Source organism: Serratia sp. CY76391 (genome assembly GCF_052166695.1).
Lineage (GTDB): Bacteria > Pseudomonadota > Gammaproteobacteria > Enterobacterales > Enterobacteriaceae > Serratia > Serratia nematodiphila.
The window spans coordinates 407326-419857 of sequence record NZ_JBJNOJ010000007.1; the positions used below are offsets into that span (position 1 = coordinate 407326).

The 12532-nt window shown below is 61.3% G+C and carries 9 protein-coding genes, 1 tRNA gene and 2 rRNA genes; 5 read left to right on the forward strand and 7 right to left on the reverse strand.

Annotated elements, in window-relative coordinates; all coding sequences use genetic code 11:
- Positions 1–174 precede the first annotated feature (174 nt).
- The 5 genes from iclR to ACJ8PN_RS15225 all read left to right on the forward strand — a co-directional run bounded on the left by iclR (position 175) and on the right by ACJ8PN_RS15225 (position 5738).
- The gene (gene iclR / locus ACJ8PN_RS15205; protein WP_004936648.1) at positions 175–1005 is read left to right on the forward strand and encodes a glyoxylate bypass operon transcriptional repressor IclR; all 831 of its coding nucleotides are present in this window, start codon (positions 175–177) and stop codon (positions 1003–1005) included.
- A gap of 252 nt (positions 1006–1257) precedes the next feature.
- Entirely contained in the window at positions 1258–1797 is a 540-nt protein-coding gene (gene gntK, locus ACJ8PN_RS15210) for a gluconokinase (protein WP_004936645.1), read from the forward strand.
- Complete coding sequence (gene gntU, locus ACJ8PN_RS15215) at positions 1794–3131, forward strand: gluconate transporter (protein ID WP_351109482.1); 1338 nt, start codon at positions 1794–1796, stop codon at positions 3129–3131. Before gntK ends, gntU begins: the two co-directional genes overlap by 4 nt.
- A gap of 96 nt (positions 3132–3227) precedes the next feature.
- Positions 3228–5042, forward strand: a complete 1815-nt coding sequence (gene edd, locus ACJ8PN_RS15220; RefSeq protein WP_351109480.1) for a phosphogluconate dehydratase — start codon at positions 3228–3230, stop codon at positions 5040–5042.
- Between the two features lie 54 nt (positions 5043–5096).
- Positions 5097–5738: a bifunctional 4-hydroxy-2-oxoglutarate aldolase/2-dehydro-3-deoxy-phosphogluconate aldolase gene (locus ACJ8PN_RS15225; RefSeq protein ID WP_094143462.1), complete on the forward strand. Its 642-nt coding sequence runs from the start codon at positions 5097–5099 to the stop codon at positions 5736–5738.
- Position 5739: 1 nt separating this feature from the next.
- Here the strand turns inward: ACJ8PN_RS15225 and aceK are convergent, their stop codons facing one another.
- The 7 genes from aceK to rrf (ACJ8PN_RS15260) all read right to left on the reverse strand — a co-directional run bounded on the left by aceK (position 5740) and on the right by rrf (ACJ8PN_RS15260) (position 12383).
- On the reverse strand, positions 5740–7494 hold the full coding sequence (gene aceK, locus ACJ8PN_RS15230; protein WP_351109477.1) for a bifunctional isocitrate dehydrogenase kinase/phosphatase: 1755 nt from the start codon (positions 7492–7494) through the stop codon (positions 5740–5742).
- A 70-nt stretch (positions 7495–7564) separates the two neighbouring features.
- Entirely contained in the window at positions 7565–8872 is a 1308-nt protein-coding gene (gene aceA, locus ACJ8PN_RS15235) for an isocitrate lyase (RefSeq protein WP_004936630.1), read from the reverse strand.
- Positions 8873–8913: 41 nt separating this feature from the next.
- Positions 8914–10512: a malate synthase A gene (gene aceB / locus ACJ8PN_RS15240; protein ID WP_033631949.1), complete on the reverse strand. Its 1599-nt coding sequence runs from the start codon at positions 10510–10512 to the stop codon at positions 8914–8916.
- A gap of 374 nt (positions 10513–10886) precedes the next feature.
- Complete coding sequence (metA, locus tag ACJ8PN_RS15245) at positions 10887–11816, reverse strand: homoserine O-acetyltransferase MetA (RefSeq protein WP_004936623.1); 930 nt, start codon at positions 11814–11816, stop codon at positions 10887–10889.
- Positions 11817–12016: 200 nt separating this feature from the next.
- Positions 12017–12132 (reverse strand): 5S ribosomal RNA (gene rrf / locus ACJ8PN_RS15250).
- A 45-nt stretch (positions 12133–12177) separates the two neighbouring features.
- Positions 12178–12253: transfer RNA gene (locus tag ACJ8PN_RS15255), tRNA-Thr, on the reverse strand.
- Between the two features lie 14 nt (positions 12254–12267).
- Positions 12268–12383, reverse strand: a 5S ribosomal RNA gene (gene rrf, locus ACJ8PN_RS15260).
- Between the last annotated feature and the right edge of the window lie 149 nt (positions 12384–12532).

Below are 12532 nucleotides of genomic sequence, written 5' to 3' on the forward strand. Positions count from 1 at the left end.
CTGCCGCAAAAACCAACGAGTCATCCTAGCACAGCTTGTAAGAACAAAGGGCCAGGCGACAATTGAGAGTTTTTCAGGTTGTGCGCCAACACCTCCGATGAGCTGACGGCGGCTTGCAATTCATCGACAAAAAACGAAAATGAATTCCATCATACGGAAAAAGGAATCTCACCCATGGCCACCCCTGCTCCCGCCAAGCGCGGCAAGAAGCCCCGCGCAGCAGCCCCCGCCGCCAGTGCGGCGACCGGTCAGGTACAATCGTTGACCCGTGGCCTGAAACTGTTGGAATACATTTCGGAAGCCCAGGGCAACGTGGCGCTGACCGATCTGGCCCAGCAGGCCGGCCTGCCGAACTCCACCACTCACCGCCTGCTCACCACCATGCAGCAGCAGGGATTCGTGCGCCAGGTCGGCGATCTCGGCCTGTGGACCATCGGCTCGCACGCCTTTGTGGTCGGCAGCAGCTTCCTGCAAAGCCGCAACCTGCTGGCGATGGTGCATCCGACGCTGCGCCGCCTGATGGAAGAGTCCGGCGAAACCGTCAACCTGGCGGTACTGGATACCAGCGAGTACCAGGCGATCATCATCGATCAGGTGCAGTGCACGGCGCTGATGCGCATGTCGGCGCCGATCGGCGGCAAACTGCCGATGCACGCCTCCGGCGCCGGCAAAGCGTTCCTCGCCACCCTGCCGGACGATCAGGTGACCAAACTGCTGCACAAGAAAGGCATGCACACCTACACGCCGCATACCCTGACGCCACACAACCTGAAAGAGGGGCTGGCGCAGATCCGCAAACAGGGCTTCTCCTTTGACGACGAAGAGCACGCGCTCGGGCTGCGCTGCGTGGCGGCCTGCATCTTCGACGAGCACCGCGAAGCCTTCGCCGCCATTTCCATCTCCGGCCCGGTGTCGCGCATCACCGACGATCGCGTGATCGAGCTGGGCGCGCTGGTGATCCACGCGGCGAAAGAGATCAGCCTGGCCTACGGCGGCGTGCGCTAATCCCGCTCATCCGAGGGGCGTCCCAGTGCGCCCCTGCTCCCCTGCCATGCTCTGTTGTCAGCATGTAACAGGCTGTCGGCATCCTGTTTAGCGCACAGGAAAAAAGCTTGAAGCCGATCACAGTTAACGATCCTCACGGCGAAAGCCCATTGCAACCGTTCAAACTTCCTTCGACAATGTTACCGATAACATGTTACCGGTAACAATCAAAGTGAACGAAGGTAACGTCACCCGGTGTTTTGGAGCCAAGCCATGACCAACAATCAAAATCGCATTTACGTCGTTATGGGCGTTTCCGGCAGCGGCAAGTCCGCCGTCGCTGCCGCCGCGGCCCGCCAACTCTCCGCCGGCTTCCTCGACGGCGACTTCCTGCACCCGCGCAGCAACATCCTGAAGATGGCCGCCGGCGAAGCGTTGAACGACGACGATCGTGCGCCGTGGCTGGCCGCGCTCAACGACGCCGCCTTCGCCATGCAGCGCACCAACAACGTGTCGATCATCGTCTGTTCGGCGTTGAAAAAGCAGTATCGCGACCGCCTGCGCGCCGGCAACGGCAACCTGTCATTCATCTATCTGCACGGCGAGTTCCCGGTGATCGAATCCCGCCTGGCGGCGCGCAACGGCCACTTCTTCAAGCCGCAGATGCTGGTCACCCAGTTCGCCGCGCTGGAGCAACCGGGCGCCGACGAGAACGACGTGATGGCGATCGACATCAATCAACCGCTGGACGCGGTGATCGCCGATACCGTGCGCCATATCCAAAGCTTCCTGCCGCAGGACGTGTGCGCGTGAGTACCGTAACGCTGGTCGGTACCGCAGTCGGCTCGGTTTTACTGCTGTTATTCCTGGTGATGAAGGTGCGCATGCACGCCTTCGTCGCGCTGATGCTGGTGTCCATCGCCGCCGGCATTTTCTCCGGCATGCCGCTGGAGCACATCGCCGACACCATGCAAAAAGGCATGGGCGACACGCTGGGCTTCCTGGCGATCGTGGTGGCGCTCGGGGCGATGTTCGGCAAGATCCTGCATGAGGTCGGCGCGCTCGACCAAATTGCGGCGCAATTGCTGAAACGATTCGGACAAAGCAAGGCGCACTACGCGCTCGGCATCGCCGGGCTGATCTGCGCGCTGCCGCTGTTCTTCGACGTGGCGGTGGTGCTGCTGATCGGCATCGTGTTCGCCGTGGCGCGCCGCACCGACGGCAATATCGTCAAGCTGGCCATCCCGCTGTTCGCCGGCGTGGCCGCCGCCGCCTCCTTCCTGCTGCCGGGGCCGGTGCCGATGCTGCTGGCGTCGCAGATGAAGGCCGATTTCGGCTGGATGATCGCCATCGGCCTGGTGGCGGCGGTGATCGGCATGCTGATCGCCGGCCCGCTGTACGGCAGCTTTATCAGCCGTTTCGTCAACTGGCCGATGCCGCCGGAAGAGAATGAGCCGACGCTGACCAAGGGCAATCTGCCGTCGTTCGGCTTCAGCCTGGCGCTGGTGCTGTGCCCGCTGGTGCTGGTCGGCATGAAAACCATCGGCGCGCGGCTGGTCACTCCAGGTTCACAGCTGCAGCAGTGGCTGGAGTTTATCGGCCACCCGTTCACCGCCATCCTGCTGGCCTGCCTGATCGTGATTTACGGCCTGGCGAAACCGCGCGGCATGAGCAACGAACAGACGCTGGCCATCTGCTCCGCCGCGGTGCAGCCGGCCGGGATCATCCTGCTGATGACCGGCGCCGGCGGGGTGTTCAAACAGATCCTGGTGGATTCCGGCGTCGGGCCGGCGCTGGGTGACGCCATGATCGGCGCCGGCCTGCCGATCGCCGTGGCCGCCTTTGCGCTCTCCGCCATGGTGCGGGTGATCCAGGGCTCGGCCACCGTCGCCTGCCTGACCACCGTCGGCCTGGTGCTGCCGGTCACCAGCCAGCTCGGGCTCAGCGGCGGGCAACTGGCCGCGCTGGCCATCTGCATTGCCGGCGGCTCCATCGTGCTGAGCCACGTCAACGATGCCGGCTTCTGGCTGTTCGGCAAATTCACCGGTGCCAACGAACTGCAAACGCTGAAAACCTGGACGGTGATGGAAACCATTCTGGGCAGCGTCGGCGGCGCCATCGGCATGATTGCATTCACGATGTTTTAAATCCACATCGCCCCCGGCCTTGCACACCAGGGCTGCAAATCCCCCCGGGGGCACCGCCACAGGCGGCGACTATAACAACAGCAATGTGAGGAAGGCATGATTAATCCAACCTTGTCCCGTGTCACACAGCGCATCATCGACCGTTCCCAGGCCAGCCGCGCCGCCTATCTGGCGCGTATCGAGGCGGCCCGCTCCCAAACCGTCCACCGCGCGCAGCTCGCCTGCGGCAACCTGGCCCACGGCTTCGCCGCCTGTCAGCCCGATGACAAGGCGTCGCTGAAAAACATGGTGCGCAACGATATCGCCATCATCACCGCCTACAACGACATGCTGTCGGCCCACCAGCCGTACGAACACTACCCGCAGCGACTGAAGCAGGCGCTGAAGGCGGTCGGCGCCGTGGGCCAGGTGGCCGGCGGCGTGCCGGCGATGTGCGACGGCGTGACGCAGGGGCAGGACGGCATGGAGCTGTCGCTGATGAGCCGCGACGTGATCGCCATGTCGGCCGCCGTCGGCCTGTCGCACAATATGTTCGACGGCGCGCTGTTCCTCGGCATCTGCGACAAGATCGTGCCGGGGCTGGTGATGGCCGCCCTCTCCTTCGGCCACCTGCCCGCGCTGTTCGTGCCGGCCGGCCCGATGAGCAGCGGCCTGCCGAACAAGGAAAAAGTGCGCGTGCGCCAGCTGTACGCCGAGGGCAAGGCCGACCGTTTGGCGCTGCTGGAGGCCGAGGCGGCCTCTTATCACGGCATCGGCACCTGCACCTTCTACGGCACCGCCAACACCAACCAGATGGTGATGGAAGTGATGGGTCTGCATCTGCCGGGCGCCTCCTTCGTCCATCCTGACACGCCGCTGCGCGACGCGCTGAACGACGCCGCCGCGCGCCAGGTAACCCGGCTGACCGGCACCGCCGGCAACTACCTGCCGATCGGCCGCCTGGTGGACGAGAAAGTGGTGGTGAACGGCATCGTCTCGCTGCTGGCGACCGGCGGCTCAACCAACCTGACCATGCATCTGGTGGCGATGGCGCGGGCGGCGGGCATCATCATCACCTGGGACGATTTCTCGGAGCTGTCGGAGGCGGTGCCGCTGCTGTGCCGCATCTACCCGAACGGCCCGGCCGACATCAACCAATTCCAGGCCGCCGGCGGCGTGCCGCTGGTGGTGCGCGAGCTGCTGCAACACGGCCTGCTGCACGAAGACGTGCACACCGTGGCCGGTTTCGGCCTGCGCCGCTACACCCAGGAACCGTGGCTGGACAACGGCCAATTGGTATGGCGCGAAGGCGTGGCCGGCTCGCTCGACGCCAGCGTGATCGCCAGCGTTGCTCAGCCGTTTGAGCATCACGGCGGCACCAAGGTGATGGCCGGCAATCTGGGCCGCGCGGTGATGAAAACCTCGGCGGTACCCGCCGACAACCAGATCATCGAAGCGCCGGCGGTGGTGTTCGACAGCCAGCACGACATCGTGCCGGCGTTCGAAGCCGGCAAGCTGGATCGCGATTGCGTGGTGGTGGTGCGCTTCCAGGGGCCGCAGGCCAACGGCATGCCGGAGCTGCACAAGCTGATGCCGCCGCTGGGCGTGCTGATGGATCGCGGCTTCAAAGTGGCGCTGGTGACCGACGGCCGCCTGTCCGGCGCCTCCGGCAAGGTGCCTTCCGCCATCCACGTCACCCCGGAAGCCTATACCGGCGGTCTGCTGGCGAAAGTGCGCGACGGCGATCCGATCCGCGTCAACGGCCGCAGCGGCGAGCTGCAGGTGCTGGTCGACGCCGACGAGTTGGCCCGGCGCACGCCATGCCAACCCGATCTGAGCGCCGAACACATCGGCTGCGGCCGCGAGCTGTTCGGCGCGCTGCGCAGCCAGCTGTCCGGCGCCGAGCAGGGCGCCTGCTGCATCAAATTTTAATCGATAGCCTGGCCGCATCGCCGCCTGGCGGCGGCCACAGAGGAGAACGTCAGCATGAACAAGTGGACAACAAGCGCCGAGCAGATCCTGACGGCGGGGCCGGTGGTGCCGGTCATCGTGATCAACAAGCTGGAACATGCGGTGCCGTTGGCGAAAGCGCTGGTCGCCGGCGGCGTGCGGGTGCTGGAGGTGACGCTGCGCACCGCCTGCGCCATGGACGCCATTCGCGCCATCGCCCAAGAGGTGCCGGACGCGATCATCGGCGCCGGTACCGTGATCAATCCGCAGCAGCTGCGGGAAGTGACCGAAGCCGGTGCGCAGTTCGCCATCAGCCCAGGCCTGACCGACGAGCTGCTCAAAGCCGCCACCGCCGGTTCCATTCCCTTGATCCCGGGCATCAGCACCGTTTCCGAACTGATGCAGGGCATGGATTACGGCCTGCGCGAGTTTAAATTCTTCCCGGCGGAAGCCAACGGCGGCGTAAAAGCGCTGCAGGCGATCGGCGGCCCGTTCCCGCAGGTGCGCTTCTGCCCGACCGGCGGCATCTCACCGGACAACTACCGCAGCTATCTGGCGCTGAAAAGCGTGCTGTGCATCGGCGGCTCCTGGCTGGTGCCGGCGGACGCGCTCGAAAGCGGCGACTACGCGCGCATCACTGAACTGGCGCGCGCCGCCGTCGCGGGCGCCGAGGCCTGATTTACATCGCAGCGGTGGCGGCCGGCAGCGCCGCCCCGCTGCGCTGGCTGAACCGCTGCTTCTTGCGATAAGCGAATACGTCTTCCACATGCCCTTCGCGGATGCGCTGCTGCAACCCGCGCCAATACTCCGCGGTAAACAGATCGCTGTGCAGCTCTTCAAACACCTGCCGAATGCGCCGATCGCCGCACAGAAAGTGGCGGAACTCTTCCGGGAACACGTCGTTGGGCGCGATGCTGTACCACGGCTCGCTGGCCAGCTCGTCCTCCGGATAACGCGGCGGCGGGATATCGCGGAAGTTGACCTCGGTCATGTAGCAAATCTCGTCGTAGTCGTAGAACACCACCCGCCCGTGGCGCGTCACGCCAAAGTTCTTGAACAGCATATCGCCGGGGAAAATATTGGCGGCGGCCAACTGCTTGATCGCGTTGCCGTACTCTTCAATCGCATCGCGCATCTGCTGGTCGTTGGCCTGCTCCAGATACAGGTTCAGCGGCGTCATGCGCCGTTCCATATACAAATGTTTGATCACGATGCGATCGCCGAGATCTTCCAGCTTGCCCGGCACTTCGCGCCGCAGCTCCGCCAGCAGTTCCGGGCTGAGGCGCGCCTTGTCGACGACGAAATTCTCGTACTCCTGGGTATCCGCCATACGCCCGACGCGATCGTGCTCTTTCACCAGCTGATAGCAAGCCATCACCTGCGCCTGCGTCACCTCTTTCTGCGGGGCGAACTCATCCTTGATCACTTTAAACACCCGATCGAAGGACGGCAGGGTGAACACCAGCATCACCATGCCTTTCACGCCCGGCGCGATGATGAACTGTTCCTGTGAGTGCGCCATAAAGGTCAGGTATTCGCGATAGCATTCGGTTTTGCCGTGTTTTTGGCAGCCGATCGCCATGTACAACTCGGCGGTGGTCTTGCCCGGCAGGATCTCGCGCAGCCACTCGACCATCGCCGCCGGCAGCGGTGCATAGACCATGAAATAAGAGCGGGCGAAACCGAAGACGATGCTGGCCTCGGCCTTGCCGGTCAGGCAGGCGTCGATAAACAGCGCGCCCGATTCGCTGTGGTGGATCGGCAACAGGAACGGGTAAACGCCGTCGGCCAGGCGCAGCTTGCCGACCAGCCAGGCGGCCTTGTTGCGATAGAACAGTTCGTTGGCGATCTGAAAGGTGGCCCCCGCCAGTTGCTGCGGACTGAAGGCGCGCTGTAGCGCCTGGGTGATATAGCGAATGTCGCGCGTCAAATCTTCCCACGGCAACCGCAGCGGCAGATCGCTCAGCACGCTGCGCAGCATCGCCGGCAGATCGCCATTGGAGGTGAAATCGCGCGCCAGCGGACGCGGAATGTCGCGAAAACGCCGTTCCGGCTGCGAACTGAACACGAACAGCTTGTCCGGCGTCAGATCGCGATGCTTGAACAACCGGCAGTAGACCGAGTTAAAGAAGCTTTCGGCGATCTCGAAACGCGGGTAGTCCGGCAGCAAGTCGATATAGACCGCTTTGACCCGGCTGGGGAAGTCGGCGTCGAAATATTTCTGCCCGGTGATGCATTTGAGCTGCTCCACCACCAGGCCGACGTGATGGTCATACAGATGGATGCGCTTTTTCATCGCCTGCTGCACCGCCGGCCAGTCCGCCTGCTCGAAGCGCTGCTGCGCGCCGGCGGTCACCTCCAGAAAGCGGCCGTACTGCGCATCGAAGCCCTGCAGGATCGTCTGTGCGATCAACAACTCCAGTTTTGCCGCCATCCTTACCCCCCGCCAGAAAAAGAAGCCTGCGCATGCAGGCTCCGGGTGAAACGTCTTCAAGCTTGCCGCATCAGAACTGCTGTTCTTCCGTCGAACCGGTCAGCGCGGTGACCGAAGAGGCGCCGCCCTGAATGATGGTGGTGACCTTGTCGAAGTAGCCGGTGCCCACCTCCTGCTGGTGCGACGCAAAGGTGTAACCGCGATCCACCGCGGCGAACTCCGCCTGCTGCACCTTCTCGACGTAGTGTTTCATGCCTTCGCCCTGCGCATAGGCGTGCGCCAGGTCGAACATGTTGAACCACATGCTGTGGATGCCCGCCAGCGTGATGAACTGATACTTGTAGCCCATGTCCGACAGCGCCTGCTGGAAGCGAGCGATGGTCTGATCGTCGAGGTTCTTCTTCCAGTTAAACGACGGCGAGCAGTTGTAGGCCAGCAGCTTGCCCGGGTATTTGGCGTGAATGGCGTCGGCGAAGCGCTGAGCGGCATCCAGATCCGGCGTTGAGGTTTCGCACCACACCATATCGGCGTAAGGGGCATAGGCCAGGCCGCGGCTGATCGCCTGCTCGACGCCGGCATGGGTGCGGAAGAAGCCTTCCGCCGTGCGCTCGCCGGTGACGAAGGCGCTGTCATACGGATCGCAATCGGACGTCAGCAGGTCGGCCGCATCGGCGTCGGTACGGGCGATCACCAGCGTCGGCACGCCGAGCACGTCGGCCGCCAGGCGAGCGGCGACCAGCTTCTGGATCGCTTCCTGTGTCGGCACCAGCACTTTGCCGCCCATATGACCGCATTTCTTCACCGCCGCCAACTGGTCTTCGAAGTGCACCCCGGCGGCGCCGGCGGTGATCATCGCTTTCATCAGCTCGAAGGCGTTCAGCACGCCGCCGAAGCCGGCTTCCGCATCGGCGACGATCGGCAGGAAGTAATCGGTGTAGCCTTTGCTGCCCGGCTCAATCTGGTTCGCCCACTGGATCTGATCGGCGCGGCGGAAGGTGTTGTTGATGCGCTCGACCACCTTCGGTACCGAGTCCACCGGATACAGCGACTGGTCAGGGTACATGGCCGCCGCGCTGTTGGCGTCGGCCGCCACCTGCCAGCCGGACAGGTAGATAGCCTCGACGCCGGCTTTGGCCTGTTGCAGCGCCTGGCCGCCGGTGAGCGCGCCCAGGCAGTTCACGTAGCCTTTGCGCGCCTTGCCGTTCAGCAACGCCCACAGTTTGGCGGCGCCGTTTTGCGCCAGGGTGCATTCCGGGTTGACCGAACCGCGCAGGTTGATCACGTCTTCGGCGCTGTAAGGGCGGGTGATGCCTTCCCAACGGGCCGATTTCCATTCCTGTTCCAGCTGCTGGATCTGTTGAGAGCGAGAGGTAGACATAATTTTTATCCTTTCAGTCATGTAGGGTTGATTGGGAAAGTTCAGGCCAGCAGCTCATAGCCGGGCAACGTCAGGAAATCGATTAATTCATCTTGCGTGGTGATGCGCTCCATCAGGCGCGCCGCCTCTTCGAACCGGCCAGCGTTAAAGCGCGCTTCCCCTACTTCTTCACGCACCACCAACATCTCTTCTTGCAACATCTGGCGGAACAGCGCCTTGGTGACCGGGCGCCCGTCGTTCAGGCTCTTCTCGTGGTGGATCCACTGCCAGATAGAGGTACGGGAGATCTCCGCCGTCGCGGCATCTTCCATCAACCCATAGATAGGCACGCAGCCGTTGCCGGAGATCCAGGCTTCGATGTACTGCACCGCCACGCGGATATTGGCGCGCATCCCCGCTTCGGTGCGTTCGCCGTCGCATGGTTCCAACAGCTGCGCGGCGCTGATTGGCGCATCCTGCTCACGCATCACGTCCAGCTGATTCTGGCGATCGCCCAATGCCTTGCCGAACACCTCCATCACCGTGTCCGCCAGCCCCGGGTGCGCCACCCAGGTGCCGTCGTGGCCATTGTTGGCCTCCAGCTCTTTGTCCGCCCGTACCTTGTTCAGCACCCAGGCGTTTTTCTCAGCGTCTTTGCTCGGGATAAACGCCGCCATGCCGCCCATGGCGAAGGCGCCGCGCTTATGACAGGTTTTGATCAACAGGCGCGAATAGGCGCTGAGGAAAGGTTTCTCCATGGTCACCGACTGACGATCAGGCAGCACGCGATCGCCGTGATTCTTCAGCGTTTTGATGTAGCTGAAGATGTAATCCCAGCGGCCACAGTTCAGGCCGACGATGTGATCGCGCAGGTGATAGAGGATCTCGTCCATCTGGAACACCGCCGGCAGGGTTTCGATCAGCACGGTCGCCTTGATGGTGCCGCGCGGCAGATCGAAACGATCCTCGGTAAAGCTGAAGACATCGCTCCACCAGGCCGCTTCTTCCCAGGACTGGGTTTTCGGCAGGTAGAAATACGGGCCGCTGCCCTTGGCCAACAGCTGGCGATAGTTGTGATAAAAATACAGCGCGAAATCGAACAGGCCGCCGGGAATGGCTTCATCACGCCACAGCACGTGTTTTTCCGGCAAATGCAGGCCGCGGACACGAGCGATCAACACCGCCGGATTCGGTTTCAGCTGGTAGATCTTGCCGGCTTCATTGGTGTAGGAAATGGTGCCGTTAACCGCATCGTGCAGGTTGATTTGACCATCGATGACTTTGTCCCAGCTTGGCGCCAGGGAGTCTTCGAAGTCCGCCATAAATACTTTTACGTTGGCGTTCAACGCATTGATCACCATCTTGCGTTCTACCGGCCCGGTGATTTCGACCCGGCGATCGCGCAGGTCTTGCGGAATGCCGCGGATCTGCCAGTCACCTTCACGAATGGAATTAGTTTCCGAAATAAATCCAGGCAGCTCGCCGCGATCGATATTTTGCTGCCAGCGGGCACGCGCCGCCAGCAGCTCATTGCGCCGCGGCGTGAATTTCGCCACCAGTTCCGCCAGGAATTCAACCGCTTCATCCGTTAATACCTGGCGCTCCGCAGCGGCGAAACCCTGGGTAAACCTTAACTCCGTGCCTGCTATCTGTTGCGTCATGACCTTGCTCCTTCCCATCATTGCGCCCGAGCGACCGGCGCATTTTCATCAGAAATCACTGTGGATCAGGGCGGATGAAACGATCCTAAACTGGTCAGATCTCATCCCGATAGCTCTAAGAATACTCAACAAAAAATAAAAATCAAAAACCATTTCCATTTTATTATTAAATATTTTATTAACACTTTATTATCAATTGGTTAGAGCAAATAACATAACAAACGGGTAAGGAAACCGGTTCCAATAGAATCGCAAAGATAGGCTAACGCGTTGTAGGCCAATGGTTTTTTGGGGAAAGTGACCGGTAAAAAGAGGGTCGTGCAGAGGATCAAAAGCGCGGCGGCCTCGATTCAGCCGCCGGCAGGCAGAAAAGATCAGTCGAGAGTCGGATTCATATGACGCAGATCGTAAGGCGTGATCTGGTAGACGTAATAGTTGAGCCAATTGGAAAACAGCAGGTGGCCATGGCTGCGCCAGGTGGCTTTCGGTGTCAGTGCGGGGTTGTCATCGGGGAAGTAGTTGAGCGGTACGGCAGGATCGAGGCCAGCTTCGTTGTCGCGACAATACTCCCCGGCCAGGGTCAGGGCATCATACTCAGGATGGCCGGTGACAAACGCCAGGCGCTTATCCCTGCTGGCGAACAGGTAGGCGCCGGCCTGCTCGGATTCGGCCAAAATATCCAGGTCGGTATATTGGCGAATCACCTCGGTCGGGAAATCGGCATAGCGTGAATGCGGCGCCAGGAAGCTTTCGTCGAAGCCGCGCGTCAGCAACGCATGCTGCTGCAGCGTTTGGTGCGGATAAACGCCGGAGAGCTTCACTTCGCGCGTCATCTTGGGAATGCCGTACAGGATGTTCAACGCCGCTTGTACCGCCCAGCATACGAACAGCGTGGAGGTGACGTGGTTTTTGGCCCAGTCAATGACCCGTTCGATCTGCGGCCAGTAGGCAACATCGCAGAAATCAACCAGCCCCAGCGGCGCGCCGGTGACGATCAGGCCATCGAAGTTCTCATTCTGGATATCCTCGAAGTCGCAGTAGAAGTTGTTCAGATGCTCGGCCGGCGTGTTCTTCGATTCGCGGCTGTCGATGCGCAGCAGCTGGATATCAATCTGCAGCGGCGAGTTGGACAACAGACGCAGAAACTGGTTTTCCGTTTCGATCTTCTTTGGCATCAGGTTGAGGATCAGCACTTTCAGTGGCCTGATTTCCTGTGTTTTTGCCCGCGAGGATGTCATCACGAAGACATTCTCACCGCGCAAGAAATTGACCGCAGGTAACTCATCAGGAACACGAATCGGCATTGCTTAACCCTCACACATCCATTTATACGTTTAGACTTCTAGATGCCCGAAGATAGCGTTTTTTTTCGTCGCTGTCGAGCATTCAGCGGAAAGGTGAAAATGTTTCATTGCGCGGCCTGCGCCGGGATATAAGCAGAGGGAGTAAAGCGGATGAAAAGCAAAAAGGCCATCCTTTCGGATGGCCTCTTGGCTTATTTGATGCTTGGCAGTGTCCTACTCTCGCATGGGGAGACCCCACACTACCATCGGCGCTACGGCGTTTCACTTCTGAGTTCGGCATGGGGTCAGGTGGGACCACCGCGCTATTGCCGCCAAGCAAATTCTTTTTTTTGCCGAACTTCTAAACCCACTTTAAATAAAGTGGTGCTGATACCCAGAGTCGAACTGGGGACCTCACCCTTACCAAGGGTGCGCTCTACCAACTGAGCCATATCAGCACGCTTAATTTGATGCCTGGCAGTGTCCTACTCTCGCATGGGGAGACCCCACACTACCATCGGCGCTACGGCGTTTCACTTCTGAGTTCGGCATGGGGTCAGGTGGGACCACCGCGCTATTGCCGCCAGGCAAATTCGTTTCATTCCAACCGCTTCACTTTCGTGTCGCCATCAGAACCAATCTCGGAACTTCGCTGAAAATCTCTCTAAAAACACCTTCGGTGTTGTAAGGTTAAGCCTCACGGATCATTAGTACTGGTTAGCTCAATGCATCGCTGC

Excerpts from the sequence above, each read along its gene's own strand:
- aceK (WP_351109477.1), bottom strand. The coding sequence starts at position 7,494 with ATGGCGGCAAAACTGGAGTTGTTGATCGCACAGACGATCCTGCAGGGC.
- metA (WP_004936623.1), bottom strand. The coding sequence starts at position 11,816 with ATGCCGATTCGTGTTCCTGATGAGTTACCTGCGGTCAATTTCTTGCGC.
- ACJ8PN_RS15225 (WP_094143462.1), top strand. The coding sequence starts at position 5,097 with ATGAACAAGTGGACAACAAGCGCCGAGCAGATCCTGACGGCGGGGCCG.
- edd (WP_351109480.1), top strand. The coding sequence starts at position 3,228 with ATGATTAATCCAACCTTGTCCCGTGTCACACAGCGCATCATCGACCGT.
- aceA (WP_004936630.1), bottom strand. The coding sequence starts at position 8,872 with ATGTCTACCTCTCGCTCTCAACAGATCCAGCAGCTGGAACAGGAATGG.
- iclR (WP_004936648.1), top strand. The coding sequence starts at position 175 with ATGGCCACCCCTGCTCCCGCCAAGCGCGGCAAGAAGCCCCGCGCAGCA.
- aceB (WP_033631949.1), bottom strand. The coding sequence starts at position 10,512 with ATGACGCAACAGATAGCAGGCACGGAGTTAAGGTTTACCCAGGGTTTC.
- gntK (WP_004936645.1), top strand. The coding sequence starts at position 1,258 with ATGACCAACAATCAAAATCGCATTTACGTCGTTATGGGCGTTTCCGGC.